General features: G+C 52.3%; 16 protein-coding genes. 2 read left to right on the top strand and 14 right to left on the bottom strand.

The features are described from left to right. Positions 1 to 14: 14 nt before the first annotated feature. From serC to BN2762_RS21960, 6 genes are all read right to left on the bottom strand, one after another. Entirely contained in the window at positions 15 to 1,103 is a 1,089-nt protein-coding gene (serC, locus tag BN2762_RS21935) for a 3-phosphoserine/phosphohydroxythreonine transaminase (RefSeq protein WP_055108988.1), read from the bottom strand. A 154-nt stretch (positions 1,104 to 1,257) separates the two neighbouring features. Beyond that, the gene (locus BN2762_RS21940) at positions 1,258 to 2,148 is read right to left on the bottom strand and encodes a hypothetical protein (protein WP_055108989.1); all 891 of its coding nucleotides are present in this window, start codon (positions 2,146 to 2,148) and stop codon (positions 1,258 to 1,260) included. A 161-nt stretch (positions 2,149 to 2,309) separates the two neighbouring features. Continuing rightward, positions 2,310 to 5,039: a GH36-type glycosyl hydrolase domain-containing protein gene (locus BN2762_RS21945; protein ID WP_055108990.1), complete on the bottom strand. Its 2,730-nt coding sequence runs from the start codon at positions 5,037 to 5,039 to the stop codon at positions 2,310 to 2,312. Between the two features lie 79 nt (positions 5,040 to 5,118). Continuing rightward, complete coding sequence (locus BN2762_RS21950) at positions 5,119 to 5,955, bottom strand: carbohydrate ABC transporter permease (RefSeq protein WP_055108991.1); 837 nt, start codon at positions 5,953 to 5,955, stop codon at positions 5,119 to 5,121. Between the two features lie 2 nt (positions 5,956 to 5,957). Then, the gene (locus BN2762_RS21955; RefSeq protein ID WP_055108992.1) at positions 5,958 to 6,851 is read right to left on the bottom strand and encodes a carbohydrate ABC transporter permease; all 894 of its coding nucleotides are present in this window, start codon (positions 6,849 to 6,851) and stop codon (positions 5,958 to 5,960) included. A gap of 92 nt (positions 6,852 to 6,943) precedes the next feature. After that, positions 6,944 to 8,308, bottom strand: a complete 1,365-nt coding sequence (locus BN2762_RS21960; protein WP_055108993.1) for an ABC transporter substrate-binding protein — start codon at positions 8,306 to 8,308, stop codon at positions 6,944 to 6,946. Positions 8,309 to 8,645: 337 nt separating this feature from the next. On the opposite strand from BN2762_RS21960, the gene BN2762_RS27880 reads away from it, so the two are divergent. After that, on the top strand, positions 8,646 to 8,903 hold the full coding sequence (locus BN2762_RS27880; RefSeq protein ID WP_222861106.1) for a hypothetical protein: 258 nt from the start codon (positions 8,646 to 8,648) through the stop codon (positions 8,901 to 8,903). Further along, positions 8,839 to 9,861 carry a LacI family DNA-binding transcriptional regulator gene (locus tag BN2762_RS21965; RefSeq protein ID WP_055110280.1) on the top strand — a complete coding sequence of 341 codons (1,023 nt, stop codon included), beginning with the start codon at positions 8,839 to 8,841 and terminating at the stop codon, positions 9,859 to 9,861. The genes BN2762_RS27880 and BN2762_RS21965 overlap by 65 nt, the downstream gene beginning before the upstream one ends. A gap of 191 nt (positions 9,862 to 10,052) precedes the next feature. On the opposite strand, the gene aroF is transcribed toward BN2762_RS21965, so the two are convergent. The 8 genes from aroF to liaF form a co-directional block, all read right to left on the bottom strand. Next, positions 10,053 to 11,096, bottom strand: a complete 1,044-nt coding sequence (gene aroF, locus BN2762_RS21970; protein ID WP_055108994.1) for a 3-deoxy-7-phosphoheptulonate synthase — start codon at positions 11,094 to 11,096, stop codon at positions 10,053 to 10,055. Positions 11,097 to 11,367: 271 nt separating this feature from the next. After that, positions 11,368 to 12,321, bottom strand: coding sequence for a 4-hydroxy-3-methylbut-2-enyl diphosphate reductase (locus BN2762_RS21975; RefSeq protein ID WP_055108995.1), 954 nt, complete (start codon positions 12,319 to 12,321; stop codon positions 11,368 to 11,370). A gap of 77 nt (positions 12,322 to 12,398) precedes the next feature. Further along, complete coding sequence (locus BN2762_RS21980; RefSeq protein ID WP_055108996.1) at positions 12,399 to 13,856, bottom strand: sensor histidine kinase; 1,458 nt, start codon at positions 13,854 to 13,856, stop codon at positions 12,399 to 12,401. A gap of 2 nt (positions 13,857 to 13,858) precedes the next feature. Next, complete coding sequence (locus BN2762_RS21985) at positions 13,859 to 14,551, bottom strand: response regulator transcription factor (RefSeq protein WP_055108997.1); 693 nt, start codon at positions 14,549 to 14,551, stop codon at positions 13,859 to 13,861. A 192-nt stretch (positions 14,552 to 14,743) separates the two neighbouring features. Beyond that, entirely contained in the window at positions 14,744 to 16,375 is a 1,632-nt protein-coding gene (locus BN2762_RS21990) for a S1C family serine protease (protein ID WP_055108998.1), read from the bottom strand. 154 nt (positions 16,376 to 16,529) lie between these two features. Beyond that, positions 16,530 to 17,192 carry a response regulator gene (locus BN2762_RS21995; RefSeq protein WP_055108999.1) on the bottom strand — a complete coding sequence of 221 codons (663 nt, stop codon included), beginning with the start codon at positions 17,190 to 17,192 and terminating at the stop codon, positions 16,530 to 16,532. 15 nt (positions 17,193 to 17,207) lie between these two features. Further along, positions 17,208 to 18,233, bottom strand: a complete 1,026-nt coding sequence (locus tag BN2762_RS22000) for a sensor histidine kinase (protein ID WP_055109000.1) — start codon at positions 18,231 to 18,233, stop codon at positions 17,208 to 17,210. Positions 18,234 to 18,235: 2 nt separating this feature from the next. Next, positions 18,236 to 19,180 carry a cell wall-active antibiotics response protein LiaF gene (liaF, locus tag BN2762_RS22005; RefSeq protein ID WP_055109001.1) on the bottom strand — a complete coding sequence of 315 codons (945 nt, stop codon included), beginning with the start codon at positions 19,178 to 19,180 and terminating at the stop codon, positions 18,236 to 18,238. Positions 19,181 to 19,389 lie beyond the last annotated feature (209 nt).

A 19,389-nucleotide genomic window follows, 5' to 3' on the forward strand; every position in this document is an offset into this window, starting at 1 on the left:
TTCCCCGATAAGGCTTACCCGTTGGACTTCTGGAACTCTGCCATGAAATCCACCAATGCCTTGATGCTGTCATAAGGCACAGCATTGTAAATCGATGCTCGCAGCCCGCCGACACTGCGGTGTCCCTTCAGGCCCACGAAGCCCTCCTTCTCGGATTCCTTCACGAATTGCTTCTCCAGCTCCTCCGAAGCGAGGCGGAAGGTAACGTTCATCAGCGAGCGGCTGTCCGAGTCGGCGCATCCGCGGTAGAACCCGCCACTATTATCAATGGCATTGTACAGAAGCGCCGCTTTCTCCCGGTTCTTCTTCTCAATGCCTTCCAGCGAGCCCTGCTCCTCGATCCATCTCAACACCTGGTTTACCATATAGATCGAGAAGGAAGGCGGTGTATTGTATAGGGAGTTGTTGCCTGCATGCGTGTCGTAGCGCAGCATCGTCGGCAGATGCTTCGGCGAATCTTGAAGCAGCTCCTCACGAGCGATCACTACAGTTACGCCGGATGGCCCCAAATTCTTCTGCGCGCCGGCATAGACCATGCCGAATTGTTTAAGATCAAATGGACGGGACAGAATATCGCTTGACATATCCGCAATCAGCGGCACGCTGCCTGTGTCCGGGAAGCTCTTGAACTGGGTTCCTTCGATCGTCTCATTGGAAGTAACATGCAGATAAGCGGTATTGTCCGGCAAGCTCAGATGGCTCAAATCAGGCAGGCTCATGAACTTGCTCTCCTTGGAAGAGGCGGCCTCGAACACTTCGCCAACCAGCTTCGCTTCCTTGATCGCCTTGCTGGCCCAGCTTCCCGTCATAACGTAGCCGGCCGTTTTGCCCTCCGTCAGGAAGTTCATCGGAATCATCGAGAACTGCGTGGAAGCCCCGCCCTGCAGGAACAACACCTTGTAACCCTCCGGATTTCCGAGCAGCTTCAAGAGGCGGCTTGCCGCTTCGTTGTGAGTCTCCTCGTACACCGCTCCGCGGTGCGACATTTCCATGATCGACATTCCCGTACCGCGATAATCCACGAATTCCGCCTGAGCCCGCTGTAATACTTCCAACGGAAGCGCTGCAGGTCCTGCGTTAAAATTATAAGCTCTCTTACTCATTTCTCCCCCGTCCTCTCTTAACACTTGTTTATAGGCTTTCGAAGTTTTGATAAGGTTTATCATAGCAACTATTCTTTTTTCCAGCAAGCTGATATTTCATGAGATTTCATAGTTTGCAGAATTGACACATTAACGCTTCATCTGAATGAAGGATCTATCCCAGCTCACGATAGAATTCATACTCCCTAGACCACGTGACACTCTCTCCAGGCGCAAGCTCGAGGCGGATGAAGATTTCCGGAGAGACGACATGCCCCATACCCCATACCGCGGCCGAGGAGACCGGAAAAGAGCTGATTTCCCGGACGCCGGCCCCGCTGGGCCGATGCTTCAATTCCCATAGCCATGGAGACGAACAGGCTTGAAATCCGTCTACTTGAAAATAAAAGGGCTTCTTCGGCTCGCCTGCCCATGTCACCTCTCCCCCGTCGATCCTTACCCCGTCCAGCGTTCCAGGATCATCGCTCCACGGCCGGATTGCAAAGGGAAATTTCAACTCGTATTCCGGACCGATCGGCTGACCGTCTATCCCCAGAAAGTTGTGATTGTACTCCTCCGTACAGATTCTATTCGTGCCTGTATTGCTTAATTGATATTGTATTCGCAGCCGATTCCCGGCGATGGAGATCACCTTCTCAAGCCGGGCAGCGTATCCGCTGCAATTCTCTGGATGCACCGTAAATGCGAGGCTCTGCCTGTTTTTCATCTCGGCCTCGATGCGGAAAGGCTGCAGCGGATAATCCCGGTAAAATCGATAAGGCTGCTCATCCGTCCGGGTGAGCAGCCCGACCCCGAGCTTTGGAAACTGTCCACCGATCGCAGTATGCTCATACCCGATAGCTTCTCTTATGGAGAACTCGTTGCACAAGCCCTGGCCTCCCGTTCCCTCTCCAGTGATAAGGCTCTCCGGGACGCAGAAGGAATGGTCCCCGTCCCGCAGTGTTACCCCCGTAATAAAACCGCTCCAATCAAAACGCATTCCCTTGTAATCGCCTATGGCGGCTATATCTACGATTAGATATTCATTGCTTAATTGAAATCCCATACTCGTCCCCTCTAATCCCAGGCGTTCTACGCTCTTTCTCTCTTTGGCTTTGGCTGGCGTTAAGGCAGAAAACCCCGGCTCACAGCTACGAGCAGCGGGGTTTTCCACACGAGCGGGCTTAAGGGCCGTTCAGCCCTCGGCCAGCCCCGTCATATTCCGTCTCATTTATGTTCCAATACGATATCCATGTGCTGTATGCCCTCTTTCGGCAGCGAATCCAGCACGGAACGCTGAATAATGGCACCGGTGCCGAAGGCTTCGAACTGCACGGGCTGGCCGTTGACGGCTATCGTTCCGATCCGGTATTGACCGTAATCGAGAAGCCCGGCGTTACGGTACGCTACGCGCAGCATCCGATCGGCAAACAGCGTCTCCACCGATGCATCGCCTTGCCCGTCAAACTGCTCCTTTACGAGCTTAGGCTCAAGATGCAAATGCCCATATCTACCCTTCACGCCATAAACCTCCGTCAGCTCCGTCAGCAGCAGCCAGCTCGCCGATCCTGTCAGGAACGGATACATGCCTCGTCCCTTTTCATTGATATATTCAGGCACGCCCGGATACATGCGGCTCAGCGCAAAATCCGTTGAGAGGCGATAGATTGAATCCAGCACCTCGTAGCCTTCCTTGACGAAGCCGCGCTTATAGAGCGCATTGGCATACATGACCGTCATATGGCTGAACATGGCGCCATTCTCTTTATGACCGAAGGCAAAGCCGAAGGCGCGGCCCAGATTCTGCTGGATGCCCCCGAAATTCGAGTTCAGGCGGTAGCCGATTTTCTCGTCCTTCAGGTACCGGTCTACAGCCTTGGAGATTTTGCCAACCTGCTCTTCCGTAGCAACGCCTCCCATGATGCTGAACACCTGGCCTGTCAGCGTCATGCGCACACCTTGCGGGAAGTCCCCCTCGACCCGTTCAGCGTCGTCGTTGTAATAACCGTTGAACCATTCATAGCCTTCCTGGCTGGAAATCCATTCGTTTCTCCGAAGATGAGCGATAGCCCATTCCGCCTTGTTTCTTAAATCGCTAGCTACCTTCGCGATGTCCAGCTCCAGCTTCTTCCCGCTAACCGCAGGAGTAACGGCTTCATAGTAGCGATGCAGCAGTGCCAGCTTCTGATCGACACTTTCGTAATCTACAGGCTCAGCAAGCGAATCCAGCAGAATGCCCATCTCCTCTGCCAGTTCAATTGAACCGATGCCCGCTTTATCCTTAAGATAGGTTAACAGCTCAGCCAGCTCCAGCAAATTGCTGGCGTAGAATGCCGTGAACGCCACGCTCTCGCCGCGATTCGGCGCAAGGTCAAGCCCGTCGTTCCAGTCTGCGCCCTCCAGCTTGATATTGTTATGCTCCCCGACATGGAAGAACGGAACGATATTCTGCAGCAAAATATGCTCCAGAATGGTGCCTTCATAGATGCTGCCATCTACAGTAGTCAGCTTGTTTCCGCTATCCGCGCTCCAGCTTGAATCCCGCTCGCTGCAGCGCTTGACGAAGATGTCACGGAAATACGTTTGCGGCTGCAGCAGAATGTCCAGATCGCCGCTTTGATGCACGTAGAGCAGCGTCGTCAATAGTGGCCATGCACCGTGATCCATCCAGACCCTTGGTATGTTATTTCGGTCGGCGATGAATTCGCCCGGCTTCGAACCGATAATCGTAGCATTGCTGCCGTCAATGCGAACTCCCGCATAGTTGTTTACGAGCAAATGCCTTACTTCATTGGGCTCCATCACCATAAGCGCCAGACAGTCCTGCCACAGGTCGCGCCAGCCGCGGCCGCCCCGGCCGTAGTCGTGATAAGGGAGGAACGAATTTCCGTACAGGCGGCGCAATATCGGCTGCAATGTAACCCATTTCATCCACAGATCCTGTTCTGCATCACCGGACTTGAATTTGATCGTATCCAGCTTCCCTCGCCAATAGGCTTCATTCTCCTGCAGCAAGGTGTCAAACTGTGCTTCGGACAAATATTGGGACGCATAGTTCCCCTGCTCAATCCGATCCTCTGAAATGACCATGGCGATGACATAGCTCACCGATTGCCCGGGCAATAATTGCACAGGGGCGAACCGGAGCGCCCCGACCGCTTCATAGCCTTCCAGCTCGGCGCCGGCCTTCGCCAGCGGCTCGCGGTTGCGCACGACAGCCTCCGGCCAATCCAGCGCACCGCCTTCCCCGACGAATTCCTCATTGATCGGGAACATGCCGATCGGAGCCTTGCCGCTGCCTTCTGCCCCAAGTACGCTGTAAGTCACTTTATTTATGCGATGGCCCCGCTCGTCAAAGGACAAGGCAGGCTGAACCTCAATGCCATACTCGGTGACGTAAATACGATGCAGCAGGGAAGTGACATGACGATGATCCCGGAGATCATCGGCCGAACGGCCATACAGCGGAATCGCTGCCGTTGGAGTGAATTCAAGCGGGGCAGCGGCGGTATTGGTTATTTTTACCTTCATCAGCTCTATCTTATCGTCCTTCACCGGAACAAAGCTGGTCGTCTCCGCCTTTACTCCAAGCTCTGTATGATGACGGGTAAGCTTGTGCCACAGGAAGCCGGCTTCGATTTCACTCTGTTCTTCGTCAGACACGAATTGAGCTGCGTTCTGCCTTGCCGAATTTCCGCTGGCGGACCAAGCACCCTGGCCTTCGATATGAAGCCAGAAATTACGCGAAGCCTTGGAATTATGCAAATCCTCCACGGACACAGGCTCCATCAAAAATGTGTTGTGTCCAGACGTAATGCCGCCGTGAAGATTCGGAGTGACCGCCGACATCATTCCCGCTTCATTGACCAAGGGAAAATACAAATAACTGTTCTTCTCTGGGTGCTTGAGTTTAAATACGCCCTGTTCTCCTTGAAACTTCCAACCGGACTTTGTCATATCTTTTCTTCTCCCTCTCCTAGTTCCTTTATTCAAAACGAATCCCGCTCCATGTACAGCAGGCGCGGGATTCAACAAGTTACGATTTGACGGCACCTGCAAGAGCTCCGTCCACAAGATATTTCTGGATAAACGTATACAGGATGATCAGCGGAGTCGCCACGATGGTGATTCCGCAGGCAAGCAGCGGCCAATTGTTGCCGTACTGGCCTTTAAACTCCTTCAATCCGAAGGTGATCGGATAATTCGTCTGGCTCGGCAAATACATGATCGGTCCGACGAAGTCATTCCAGATGCCGATCGCCGTCAGAATTACACCCGTTGCGATAACCGGCTTCATCAATGGAGTGACCATTTGGAAGAGGTAACGGATATAGCCCGAGCCATCAATCCCTGCAGCCTCATCCAGCTCGCGGCTGATCGATTTGATGTAGCCGACGAACATCATGAACACTACACCGGTTCCTGTCGTTTTCAGGATGATATACCCAAGCTTCGTATCGTATCCGAAGATGCCGAGCGATTCCTTGAAGCCCAGCATCAGCTTGTACTGCGCAACCATCGGGTTCGGCAGGAACTGCGAGAGCAGGAAGAACATATAGATGAACCCGCTCCACTTCACGTATTTGCGCGCCACCGGAAAGGCGCCCATCACCGATATGATGATGGTCAGTACCGTAGCAGCCCCGGTGTAAATGAGACTATTAATGAAGTAATTCGCGAAGTTCCCTTCCGTCCAAGCAGTAATGTAGTTGCTCCACTGAAATTCCTTGACAAGGCCGATCGGGTTGATCAAATATTCTGGATACGACTTCAATGAAACGTTGAGCACCAGAATTAGCGGCACTAGATATAGAACGAGCAATACAGCGATGACGGCGTAAGATAGTATCGTAAACGATCTGGAATTTTTCATAATTAATATTCCACCTCTCTCTTACGCGTTTGCCGTACGGCGACAACGACAAATACCAGAATGATCAGGAACTGTACGACGGACAGTGCAGACGGTAGGCCCATATCAAGGCTGCCGCGGAAGGTCTCCTTATAAACATCGTAAGCCATCGTTCTCGTATTGAAGCGGCCATCCGTCGTCGCCAGAATAATATCAAAGGTCGACATGGCGCCGATAATCGATAACAGCATATTTACCGTAAAGGATGGAGCGATCAGCGGGAACGTGATATGGCGGAAGGACTGCCATTTGCTGGTTCCGTCAATATAGCCGGCTTCATACAGATCCTTGGGAACGGACTGCAGACCAGCAAGAAAGATGAGCATGGAATAGCCCATATACATCCAGATTTGCACGAATATAATATAGCCAAAAGCATGTGTAAAGCTGGCGAAGAACATATCCTTGTAGCCGAACAGCCAGTCATACAGCATGTTCACAGGGCCGCTCATCGGGTCGAACATCATCCCCCAGATCAAGGCGACGACAGCTACCCCGAGCACGACCGGGAGAAAAAATACGGCGCGATAGAAATAATCGCCGCGCAGCCGCTGATTCAGCAGAACCGCTACGAACAGGGCAACCCCGTTCTGAACAATGGTGACAATAAACATGAAAATCAATGTATTCGTAATGGAGCGCCAACGTTCTCCAGAGTTTCCGGAGTAGAATAGATCATAGTAATTTTCAAGCCCGACGAACTTCATTGTGCTGCCGGGGATATTTTTAACATCGGTAAAGGAATAAATGACCGTCATCACGGATGGTCCGAAATAAAAAACTACGTACAAAGCCATCGGGATCAATAAGAGCAATAAAGGTACGTAGCGAGCCATGCCTTTTCCAAATGGATACATCTCTCTCACCTCGCGGGTTACGAATCAATAAATGATCGGGGTCTGAACAATCAGACCCCGAGACAGTACAGTATGGTTAATGAATTTCGAACTTATTTAGGAGCTGCGGCTTCCCATTCCTTCTGCTGCACATCGGCCAGTTCTTTCGCTGTCTTGAACTCTCCGCCCGGTGCAAGGTATTCCGTATGAACACCCTCAGCGGCAAGATGCTCGCCCACGTTCTCGCGGTTAATCATCATAATTTCATATGCCAGCTCGAAATCGCCAAGATAAGGCGTCAATTCGTTGTCGATAAAATCGCTGTCCGTCGAGATTCCGTCCATTGTAGGGATGAATCCGGCTGCTTTAACGAACGTCGTGTAGTTCTCAGGCTCGGAGAAGAATTCCAGCCATTTCAATGCGCCTTCTTTATTCGGGCCTTTCTCGGCAACGTACCAGGTTACATCGTATTTACCTACGAAAGAAGCGTTTTTCGCTGCGTCTTCAGTTGCTGGTACGGGGAAATAACCGAATTTAAGGTCTGGATTCGCCGTAGCGATCGTCGGAGCGTCCCAGGAGCCGTCAGCCAGCATAGCTACTTTGCCCGTTGCAAAAATCGCAGGCGCGGAAGCATAATCGATACCCATGAAGCCTTCGATCATGTAGTTGTCTTGGAGAGTTTTCATTTTCTCCAGAACCTCAACCGCTTCGGCATCGTTGAACGCTGTTTCGCCTTTCCATACACCTTCGATCCATTTTTGCTGGTCACCGCCGCCCAGGATTTTCGCTTGCAGCGCGAACACAGGCAGCTTCAGCGGCCATACGTCTTTACCTGCTACGCCGATTGGCGTGATGCCCTTGGATTTCAGAGTTTCGTTCAACTGAATGAACTCGCTCCAAGTTTTCGGCACCTCCAGGCCATGCTCTTCGAAAATTTCTTTATTATAGAACAAACCGGACATCGCTACTTTGCCAGTAGGAATGGCGTACACTTTGCCGTTATATGTACCGGCTTTTTCAATATCGTTAGCGTTCCATTTGCTGACGAAAGCCTGATCAGACAGGTCGGCGATCAGACCGGAGTTGATCCACTGCTCCCAGTCAGGCACCTTGGCCCCTGGCGTCCATTCCTGAGGAGACAATCTCATGCCGGACAAGTCGGCAAGAATATCGACGTCATTCGCCGTAAGTCTTGCTCTTTGCGCTTGCTTATACTCATCATCCGGACCAGTCGTCGTGTACTCGATTTTATATTCCGGATATTTCTCTTCAAACTTTTTGTTGATCTCATTCATTGCTTTATTGATGTTGTCTTGCTTCCAGTGCAGAATCTTGATCACTTGTTTCTGTCCGGAAGAAGTCTTAGCGCCTTCGCCTTCGGTTCCAGTAGCTGCATTGTTGCCTTTACCACCGCCGCAAGCCGCCAGGCTTAGCGTCAATGCGCCAGCAAGAACGATGGCAGAAATTTTCTTGACCATGATATTTCCCCCTATTTGTAGTCATTGGTTGGAACCCCGTTCTCGGCATTGCTCTGCCTTGGCCGTTCGAAGCTATGAAAATTCGTCTGCTTATGCGTTTCGTATTTTCGTAATTTCAACGATACCAAAGAGCAAAATCCCGAAAGCGGTTTCGCTCAAAATCATTATTACATCAATTATTTTGTTTGTAAAGACCTATTTTAAATATTTTTGTTTTTCCTGTCGCTTCGAGTAGACTTCCCTCGCATTTTGCAATTAATCCTATATAAATCAGGGTCTTTACCCTTTCCCCAACCTTTATTTTCATTGACCGTGTATAAAAAAAGAGGTAAGATAATTGGCGAAAGTGTTTTCGTTGTTTCGTAAAACCGTGGATTCGGCGCTTTTCTTGGAGGATTGTTTCGCTAATCAAATTTCGTTACTTGCTATTCTCAAAGTGTGCGATCCACAGAAACTGTTTCGCCAACAACCAGCAGCTTACGATCATTGTTCGATTTTGCTTTATCTAGAAGGGGGTTTTGTCTTTGTCGATCAACATCCGAACGATTGCGGAAATGGCCGGCGTTTCGGTATCGACCGTATCCAAAATCATTAACAACTACAGTGATATTTCTGAAGATACTAAAAATAGAGTATTGGAAATCATGAAGCAAACCGGGTATGTTCCTTCGAACTCCGCGAAAACATTAGCGACGAAAAAATCGAATCTCATTGGCGTCATTTTTGCGGGTAAGCTGAATATTGATTTCACCCATCCCTTTTTCGTCGAGGTGCTGAACTCCTTCAAGAAGCAGGTCGGTCTGCTCGGGTATGACCTCCTATTCTTCTCGAACGAGAAATTCTCTGCTGTCGATGGCGAGTATCTCGCCCGTTGTAAGCACTTTCAAGTGGACGGCTGCATCATCGTGACCGGCCAGCAGCTCGAGCCCTCTATCAGCGAGCTGGATCTCAGCGACATTCCATGCATCGGGGTGGATATTGAACTGAAAGGCAAGAACTCCGGTTTTATTATGTCCGATAACTACAAAATGTCATACAAGGTTGTGGAGCACTTCTATCTGCAAGGGTACCGGGAGCTTGGGTATATCGGAAGCACGCAGGAATCGGATATATCCAATATGCGCGAGGCGGGCTACAAAGACGCCATAGATAGCTTCGGACTGCCTCTGAACGAAAACTGGTTCGTAAATGGAGAGAACTTCTTTGAGGGAAGCGGGTATGAGGCGATGAACCGGATCATTCAATCGGGCTCGCTGCCAAGAGCGATCTTTGCTGCCTCGGACCTGATTGCAATTGGGGCCATGCGGGCGCTCAAGGAGCATAAGCTGCGGGTGCCGCAGGACGTGGCCATCATCGGCTGCGATGATATCGAGGCCTGCAAATATACGAATCCGGCGCTGACGACGATCCGGCAGAACAAAGAGAAGATCGGCAGGCTGGCCGGCTTGATGCTGTACGACCTGATGAACAGCCAGTCCGAGACGAGCAGCATCGTGGTGGAGCCCGAGCTGGTCATTCGCGAATCCTGCGGGAGCAGGCTCGATAACTTCTAAGCGCTCAGCTTGAACTTTATAAATGGTCCATAAGGTGTAAATCGCCACTACAATCAGCTAAAAAATTCTCAATATAATCAGCTAAAATAAACACCCCTCCGGCCATCCTTGAGAAGGCTAGAGGGGTGTTATGCGTGCTATAGCTCAGTAGCTCAGTTTTAGGGTCTGTGTGTACAGCGTGTTATGCTGTTTTACGCTTGGACAGCAGCTTTCGGCGTTTCGAAACGTTTGCCGACCAATGGAGCAAGCTGCTCCAGGTCGCGGAGCAATGCGGCGAATTGATCAGGGAACAGCGATTGAACGCCGTCGCCCGTCATCGAATTGTCCGGATCGGTATGCATTTCGATAATGAGTCCGTCCGCCCCTGCGGCAACCGAGGCTTTCGTCATCGGTTCTACGAGCTCGCGGCGGCCTGTGCCATGGCTAGGATCGGAGATGACCGGCAAATGGCTCAAGCCTTGCAGTACCGGAATCGCCGACAGATCCAGCGTATTTCTCGTATATGTCTCGAAAGTCCGGATGCCGCGCTCACAGAGCATAACGTTCGGATTGCCGCCTGCCAGAATATATTCCGCCGCATTCAGGAACTCGTCGTACGTTGCGCTGAATCCGCGCTTTAACAGAACCGGTCTGCCGCAGGTGCCCAGCTTGCGCAGCAAGTCGAAGTTCTGCATGTTGCGCGTGCCGACCTGCAGAATATCTGCGTACTCGGCGCATACATCAACATATTCCGGCGTCATGACCTCCGTAATTGTCAGCAGCCCATGCTTCTTGCCGGCCTCGGCCATCATCACCAGGCCCTCTACTCCAACTCCCTGGAAGCTGTAGGGTCCCGTACGAGGTTTAAAGGCTCCGCCGCGGAGCACTTGACCGCCTGCGGCCTTGACCAGGCGGGCGATTTCATCGATCTGCTCCGCGGATTCCACAGCGCACGGACCGCCCATAACGACGAGCTCCCCTCCGCCAATCTTCACATCGCCAATCTCGATGACCGTATTCTCCGGATGGAAGTCACGGCTGGCCAGCTTATAGGACTTGGAAATTTTGATTACATTCTCTACACCCTTCATTTGGCGCAAATGCTCGGCAAGCTTCGGCTCGATCGCGCCGATCAATCCGATGACCGTACGGTCGCTGCCGCGCGAGACATGCGCTTGCAGGCCTTCCTTCTCAATGACGGCGATAATTTCGTTAATCCGCTCTTCCGGCGTTTGGTTAGAAGTGATTACGATCATGTCCTTCATCCTTTCGTCTTTGCGGGCATTGCCCAATGTTTATATCAAATACCTTGAATTATTTTGCCACTTAAACGCTTGTCCGCTTTTAAGCTTTTAACCGCTAAAGTAAATATAACTGATTCCTCCTGCCTCGTCAAGCATAACATCCGTAACTCAGCGTTTTTCAATATATCATCATGTCCATATATAATAACGCACAAAAGCCGTCTCTACCGGCACCAATATCATCGGTCCCTCAAGACGGCTTCTAAATAATTGCTATAGCGTATTAAGATTTCTTCGCTGCAGCCTTAACGGGCGGCAGCAGCTTCTGCATGTTGACCGTGCGCACGATTTCCCAGGTGTCCGGGTTTGCCGGATCATACTGCTCCAAATAGGCAATTACCTCTTTGGTGATCGGTGTTGGCGTGGATGCCCCCGAAGTGACGGCGACCTTGCCTACGCCTTCCAGCCATTCGCGCTTCAGCTCGGTTACGTCGGAAATCCGGTAGGCTGTTACTCCGGCAATCTCCTCCGCGACTTGAGCAAGGCGGTTCGAGTTGTTGCTGCGAGAATCGCCTACAACGATCACGAGGTCCGCCTGACCGGCCTGCTCCGCTACGGCCTCCTGCCGCACCTGGGTGGCGAGGCATATCTCATTATGAACCTCTGCGCCAGGGAACTTCTCCAGCAGCTTCTTCATGATGTGCTTGATATCCCATTGGCTCATCGTCGTCTGGTTCGTGATAACAATCCGCTCCGCATCGATCTTAAGCGAATCGATCTCCTCTTCCTTCTCGATCAAATGCACGCGATCCGGTGCGACCCCGATCGCCCCCTCCGGCTCTGGGTGGCCCTTCTTGCCGATGTAAATGATCTCGTAGCCGTCGGCCACCTTCTCCTCAATGAGGACATGCGTCTTGGTTACGTCAGGGCAGGTGGCATCCACCGTAGTCAGCCCCTTATCGCGGGCGATTTTCCGCACCTCTGGCGATACGCCATGAGCGGTGAAGATCACCGTGCCGCTCTCCACCTGACTTAATATATCCAGACGGTTTGGCCCGTCCAGGGTAATGATTCCTTCATCCTCGAAGGATTGAGTTACATGACTGTTGTGCACAATCATTCCCAGTATATAAATCGGCCGCGGCAAGTCAAGATTCTTGGCTGCTTGCCGGGCTAGCACCATTGCATCTACAACGCCGTAACAATAACCGCGCGGCGAAATTTTGATCACTTCCATGATTTTGCACCCTCGCTTTCTTGTTCCCTCGCATCCATGCTGGATCCTTACTGAAGGGCAACAATCTTTATTATAGCCTATTCCGGCTGCTCATTAAAGACAACAGGAAGCCATATGACGAAAGTCGTCCCTTCGCCGCGCCGGGTAATTACCTCGACCGACCCTTGATGCTCATCGATAATCCACTTGGCAATGGATAGCCCGAGACCCGTTCCCTGCGTTACTCCCCGGGACGGGTCGGCCCGATAGAAGCGCTCGAAGATTTGAGGAATTTCACTGCGATCCATGCCGATGCCGGTATCTTTAATCCGGATGCCGACCTGTTCCTCCGCTTTGACCGCATCGATGACGACCTGCCCTTCCGGGGTATATTTAAAAGCATTTTCAATAAAAATAAACAGCATTTGCTGCAAGTAATCCTTATTGCCGTCGATATAAGCGCCCTGAATGGCCGATAAGTCCCCCTGCAGCCATAACGCTTTGCGCGGCAGAAAATTGGCTCTCCGCACAACCTCCTCCACGATCGGTTCCAGAAGCTGCGGCTGCTTCTCGATCGTCTGGCCGGCATCCGCCCGGGCGAGAGACAGCATATCGTTGATCAAGCGGCTCATGCGCTCCGCTTCATCGGCGATATCGCTCACGGCCTCCAGAGAGAACTTGCGGAGCTGCTCCTCGTCCATGGCGCCCGGCTCTCCTTCCTCTCTGACCCAAATTTTCTTCAGCAGATCCACATTGCCCCGGATCGTCGTCAACGGCGTTCTCAGTTCATGCGAGGCATCGGATACAAAGCGCCGCTGGTTAGCATACGCCTCGTCCAGCTCCTTATAGAAGCCTTCCGTACGGGCCAGCATGTTGTTAACCGTGCCGATCAGCCTGCCGATCTCATCGCTGGGGCCGTCATATTCAATGCGGACGCTTAAGTCCGTCCCCTTCTGGATACCGTTCGCCGCCTCGATGACCTTGCCGATCGGCGCCATCGATTGGCGGGCCAGGAACAGGCCGAACGTGCTCGCTACGGCAATGGTAATGAAGGAGCCGAACAGCAGCACGGTCTTCAGCTGATCCATAATCCGGTTCTCCGCATTGGTATCCGCGGCAAGCTGGAGCAGGCCGACGATCGTATTGCCATAGACAAGCGGCCTTTCATACAGCAAATAAGAATTTCCGTTGATGTTTATATTCTGAAAGACGCCCTTTTTGCCGATCTGATCGATGTTTGGAACAGGGAATACCATCTCCCTGTTGAGCATTCCTTCAGAAATCCGCGTAGTATTTTTGACGTAATTGTTGAGCTGCCAGAAAATGCGCGCATCCTCCAGGCGCAGAATCTGATTGCGCTCCATCTGCAGGTCCAGTCCCTGGGACAGGCTGACGTTCTGGGCTTTTTCAATCTGAGCCCCATGCTCCTCAACCTTCTTCTTCACTTCCAGAAAAATATTGTACCTTACTATTCCGTATATGGATGCGCCGAACATAATAAGCGTGATCGCCAAGATCCCCGTATACCAAGCTGTTAGACGAAGCCGAATCGACATGCTCAGGAATCCCCTCTCAGAATGTAGCCGGCGCCGCGTATCGTTTGAATAAGACGCTTCCCTCCATGCTCCTCCGTCTTCTGCCTCAGCATGGCAATGTAAACTTCAAGCACGTTGGACTCGCCGCTGTAATCATAACCCCATATTTTATCCATGATCAGATCCCGGGTCAGCAGCCGCTTCGGATTTTGCATGAATAGATGGAGCAGCTCGAACTCCTTGGCAGTCAATTCCAGCCGATGGCCGCCGCGCAGCACCTCACGGGAATCCATGTCCATGATCATGTCTTCAAAGATAAGCCGATGGCCCGCCGCCTCTCCTCCCGCAGATTCCTTGCGGCGAAGCAGCGCGCGAACCCGGGCCAGCAGTTCCTCAAGCGCAAACGGCTTCACCAAGTAGTCGTCCGCGCCGATGTCGAGTCCCTTGACCCGATTCTCGACCTCGTCCTTCGCCGTCAGCATGAGAACGGGAACAGTGCTTCCTCCTTCCCTGAGCCTGCGGCAGACCTCAAAACCGTCCAGCTTTGGCATCATCACGTCCAATATGATCAAATCCGGATCCGCGGTCAGCATCATCGACAAGCCTTCCATCCCGTCATTCGCCGTATATACATCGTATCCTTCAAACGCCAGGCCCCGGCGCAGCATGGATGTAATTTTCTCATCGTCGTCGATAACCAATATTCCCGATCTCACGGCCATCTCTCCTTTATCAAGCCGGCATAACCGTTCATTAGCGGCTTGTACCATAGTCCATATCTATATTGTACAACAAAAAGCAAATTTGTCTCCGCTTGTCCGGACAGCCTGACTGCACTAAGAGGCGGCATGGCAATTCGCCGTGCCGCCTCTCTTAGCTTCTCCAGACCTGGTCTCGCTTCCGGTCTATTACTCTAGGTTAGGAAACTCATTCTTGTCGCCGATCGTAACCTTCAAGTCCATGCTCTTGCCGTCCCGAACGATATTGAAGGTAACGACCGTGCCGACGCTTTGCTTCTGAATATAGGCGATCAGATCTTCCTTCGTCACGTATTTCTTGCCGTCTGCTCCGGTGATGATGTCATACGGACGAAGGTCCGCATTATATGCCGGAGATTTATAGACGATATCCGAAACGACGGAGCCTTCCTTCACATCGGTACCCATCTGCTTCGCCACTTCATCCGTCATCGTCATCAGCGTAGCCCCGATAAACGGTACCGGCTTCTTAGGAATTTCCTCGTTATTCTTCAGCTTATCCAGCACCTCGGACACCGTAGACGTCGGAATCGCGAATCCGATCCCTTGAGCATCAGAGCTCACCGCCACGTTAATTCCTACGACTTCCCCGTTCAGGTTCAGCAGCGGTCCGCCGGAGTTCCCCGGATTAATCGAGGCGTCGGTTTGCAGCAAATGCTCATATTCCCGATCCTTCTCCCCGTTCTCGCCGGCGATGCGAATGCCGCCTCTTTCCTTGGCGCTCAGAACCCCGGCCGTCACCGTATGGTCGAAGCCCTTAGGATTCCCGATCGCAACCAGCCATTCGCCTACTTGCGTATCGTCGGAATTACCCAGCGGAATCGAAGGGAAGTTATTGTCACCCTCGATCTTCAGCACCGCCAGATCAAGCTCGTAGCTGGTACCAAGCACCTTCGCTTCATAAGGCTTCTCGCTGTCCTGGAGCGTAACCTGAACGATATCGGCGTTATGAACCACATGCTCATTCGTTAGAATATATCCTGTCTTGTCGAAGATGAAGCCAGAGCCGATTCCGGTAGGCACCAGCTGGTTGGAATTCGAGGAGCCGCCTCCGCTATTGCCTCCGCCGTAGCTGCCGTACAGGTCATCGCCGAAGAAGAAACGGTAGAACGGATCATTGTTCGGGATGCGCTGGCTTTGCCGGCCGGCCTTGACCAGGGTCTCGATCTTTACGACCGCCGGGCTGGCCTGCTGCACGACGCTGGTAACGTCTCCTGGGTTCGTCATCGGAAAGACCGCTGTCGAGGTCTTGGCCGATGAGCCCCCGTCCCCTGCCGCTGTCTTGGATTCCGGTGTTGCTGCCGCCGGAACATGAGTAGCCGAATCCGGCGTGAAAAGGTTGGTCCGGTCTGCGAAGACCATCGCCCCGGTCAAGATCAGCATTCCTGCCAGCATGCCGGCAAGCACCGACTTGAAGGACGAGCGCTTCGGACGTTCATTGTACTGCCAGTTGGCGTTTCTGGTTGCGGATGAGGCCGGAGCCGAGCTTCCCGTACCTCCGCCCCCGAATGCGCCTCGCTGGCCTTCCGCGGAAGAATAGCCGGTAAAGGAAGACGTAGGAATCGGCTTCACCGGCTGGGGCTTGGTGATTTCGACCTCCCCTGGCTGCCGGCGCTCGTAGGATTGGCCTTGGCCAGATTCCTCATTCGCCTTGCCATAGGATTGAAAAGGCCCGTAAGAATAATAATATGAAGAGGACGAGTCGGACTCCGGAGTTTGCTGCGGTTTGTCATTTCCGTTCTCTCCAAAGCCTTGACCCGGTTTATTTTTTTGATCGTCCATGGTGAATACCTCCTTGCCCCGGTATTGCAGGGGTTCTTGTTTACTTGTTCTTATTTTGTACTATAAACCTTAAACGTACCTTAAAAACAATTAAAAAGGAGATAAAAGCCAAAAACAACCTATACAATCCTGCAGCTGCGGGATCAGGCTGTGGCTAGGCCCCCGTTACCCAGCCCTGGCGGTGGGCATAAATCGCCAGCTGCGTCCGGTCCTCCAGCTCGCATTTCATCAGCAGATTGCTGACATGGGTCTTGACGGTTTTAATGCTGATATGAAGCTCTTCGGCGATATCTTTGTTGCTCTTCCCCTCGGCGATCAGCAGCAGCACTTCCTTCTCGCGCTCAGTCATTCCAGAGCTATCTCCTTGAACCGTACGCTGGCGCAGCCCGCGCGTCAAGGCCTGGGCAACGTCGCCGGTCATGACGGGCATGCCGCGGTATGCGCCCTGCAGGGCGTAGATAAGCTCTGCAGCGGACACCGTCTTCAGGACATAACTGACCGCCCCCGATTCGATGGCCTGAACCACAAGATCGTCCTCAAGAAAGCTTGTCAAGATAACGATTTTCAATTCAGGATATCGACCGAGCACCTCCTTCGTGGCTTCCGCCCCGTTCATCATAGGCATCATCAAATCCATCAGGATGATGTCCGGAAGTCCACCCTCGATGCCTTGGTCAAGCAGCTTGATGACCTGGTCGCCGTCGCCGGCCTCCGCCACAACCTCAAAGCCCGGGTCAAGCATCAAATACGTTTTGAGGCCCATGCGTACCATATCGTGGTCATCCACGATCATCACTCTGATTTTTTTGTCGCTCATCTGCCGTTCTCCCCTTTACTCATCTTCAAACTTCGGAATGTGAACGCGTATGGTCGTTCCTGCCCCGGGCTTGCTGATTATTTCAACATTGCCGCCGAGCTTCTCCGCCCGTTCCTTCATCGTTGTAAGGCCATAAGAGCCTTGGCGGTGCGAGCCGTTGCTGAAGCCCTGCCCGTCATCGCTGATGCTCAATACAACCTGCCGCGGACCTTCCCTGAGCGACAGGCTGACCAGCTTTGCCCCGGAATGCTTGACGATGTTCGCCATCGCCTCCTGAACGATAAGGAACAGCTGATGCTCCTTCGCCTCGGATAAATCACCCTGCAAATCCATGTCCTTCATGCCCTTGAGGCCGTTCTGCCGGCAATAATCCGGGAACCACTGATCCAGCGCCTCGGCGAGCGTCTTGCCTACCAGCTCCATTGGACGAAGCTGTGCAATAAGCGCCCGCATCTGCTTCTGGGCCATGTTGGACATTTGAATCAGCTGGTTCAGCACGACCTCTGCCTGGGCTTCATTCCTCTCGAGCACCTTCGGCAAGGAAGAGGCGGCCATGTGGATCGCGAACAGCTGCTGGCTGACCGTATCATGCAGATCGCGCGCCAGCCTTCTGCGTTCCTCGAGCACCGCCTTTTCGGCTGCCTGCTCCTTCTCGATCACTTCCTGCTCGCCAAGCTGCTGCAGCAGCTTCATCTTCTTCTCGACGGCCTCCGTCATATTGTTAAATTCCTGATAGACCCCAGAGAAGGTCTGATCTGCCGTATCCGGCATGCGGACGGACAGATTCCCCTTCGCCACCTGAAGCATGTTCAGATGCAGAGAATCGAGGCGCCGCTGAATGCGCTGTCCGGCGATATAACCGATAATCAGAATAAACACAAGAATCCCCGCGATGATGTAAATCCATACCCGAGGATCAATGACAAGAATGGCTCCAAAGACAGAGCCGATATAAAGAGCCGCTGCCGTCAGACTTCCCGTTAAGAGGAAGTAGAGCAGCAGCTCCCATTTTGTATTTTTCAATATACGCTGCACGATCATAATCAGCCCACCATGTTCACTTTTACGTCGCCGACAAACACGCTAACGACCAGTTTAATCCGTTTGCCCGCCTCGCCGTAATGCGGCGACTGGGCACTCACATTGCTCATGAATCCTCCACGCTTCTCCGACAGCACCCTCAGGTCGCCAATTAGCGCGCTGGAGGTTGCGGTAATGCCGATATCCATATCCTCGGGAATGAATACCTTCACGTCGCCAATTAGCGCTGACACATTGATTTTAGTCTCTCCGTAGGGGATTTGCGCCTTGGTCAAATCAATAATCGTATCCCCGATAAAATGGGATATATTCATCGGCTGCAGCTGGAAGTAATCCTGCCCCAGATGGACATCCCCGATAAATCCAGACTTGGTGAGCACTTCCCGCTTTCCGGATTTTGGTGCCTCGCCCGCAAATTTATCGTAATTCATCTTGTCCTTGAACGGGTCCTCCCCTTGGCTGGCCCCCGCCTTGTCCGACGTTCCAAAGATCTTATCCAAAGGCGATTCCATTTCGGGATGGAAGGCAGGATCCATTGGAGTTTCAAATGGGCTGTCGACCGGAGGCGGCGGTGTTGGAGGCAGCATCTCCTTGTTTTTACGCTCTCCGCGCGGCTTGAACAGAATGGATAGACCGCCAATAATAAGCATGACCGGGACAAACATCTTAAAGAAATCAGAAGCGCTGATGTCCAAATACCCCAGATTTTTGCCCAGGAAGTACAGGCCGAGCACGATTAGAACAAGACTCCAAATGAAATTGGAACCGCCCCGCTCCCTGTTTACGAGGTTGAGAATCCCCCCTAATATTAAAAATACCGGCCAGTATGTGGAAAATAAATAGCCGAAGCTAATGTCGGTGTAGCCAAGCTGATTGAGCAGAAAGATAACGCCGACTCCAATCAGCACTAGGCCTCCGAATATGCGGCCTGTCATACCGTTCTTCATTTTCATTCCCTCCATCTTAAGAAGCACGAGCTTATTTCGATTTAATCTGTATTTAGTGTACAACATCCTGCTGCGAAGGGACAGCGGCGGCAGATGGAAAGTCGTCTACATCCCGAGACCGATACCGCACCAATAAATGTATGTATTTGAATTAGTTTCTTGGCCTGATGGCAAAAAAAGAGCGTCCTGGTCAGGACGCTCGCGTTGCC

This window comes from Paenibacillus ihumii, assembly GCF_001403875.1.
In the GTDB taxonomy this organism is placed as follows: domain Bacteria; phylum Bacillota; class Bacilli; order Paenibacillales; family Paenibacillaceae; genus Fontibacillus; species Fontibacillus ihumii.

Bases quoted from the DNA above. Each gene is read 5' to 3' on its own strand.
- BN2762_RS21945 (WP_055108990.1), bottom strand. From the start codon at position 5,039: ATGACAAAGTCCGGTTGGAAGTTTCAAGGAGAACAGGGCGTATTTAAA.
- BN2762_RS21980 (WP_055108996.1), bottom strand. From the start codon at position 13,856: ATGTCGATTCGGCTTCGTCTAACAGCTTGGTATACGGGGATCTTGGCG.
- BN2762_RS21955 (WP_055108992.1), bottom strand. From the start codon at position 6,851: ATGTATCCATTTGGAAAAGGCATGGCTCGCTACGTACCTTTATTGCTC.
- serC (WP_055108988.1), bottom strand. From the start codon at position 1,103: ATGAGTAAGAGAGCTTATAATTTTAACGCAGGACCTGCAGCGCTTCCG.
- BN2762_RS21940 (WP_055108989.1), bottom strand. From the start codon at position 2,148: ATGGGATTTCAATTAAGCAATGAATATCTAATCGTAGATATAGCCGCC.
- BN2762_RS21960 (WP_055108993.1), bottom strand. From the start codon at position 8,308: ATGGTCAAGAAAATTTCTGCCATCGTTCTTGCTGGCGCATTGACGCTA.
- BN2762_RS21990 (WP_055108998.1), bottom strand. From the start codon at position 16,375: ATGGACGATCAAAAAAATAAACCGGGTCAAGGCTTTGGAGAGAACGGA.
- aroF (WP_055108994.1), bottom strand. From the start codon at position 11,096: ATGATCGTAATCACTTCTAACCAAACGCCGGAAGAGCGGATTAACGAA.
- BN2762_RS21975 (WP_055108995.1), bottom strand. From the start codon at position 12,321: ATGGAAGTGATCAAAATTTCGCCGCGCGGTTATTGTTACGGCGTTGTA.
- liaF (WP_055109001.1), bottom strand. From the start codon at position 19,180: ATGAAGAACGGTATGACAGGCCGCATATTCGGAGGCCTAGTGCTGATT.
- BN2762_RS21950 (WP_055108991.1), bottom strand. From the start codon at position 5,955: ATGAAAAATTCCAGATCGTTTACGATACTATCTTACGCCGTCATCGCT.
- BN2762_RS21995 (WP_055108999.1), bottom strand. From the start codon at position 17,192: ATGAGCGACAAAAAAATCAGAGTGATGATCGTGGATGACCACGATATG.
- BN2762_RS22000 (WP_055109000.1), bottom strand. From the start codon at position 18,233: ATGATCGTGCAGCGTATATTGAAAAATACAAAATGGGAGCTGCTGCTC.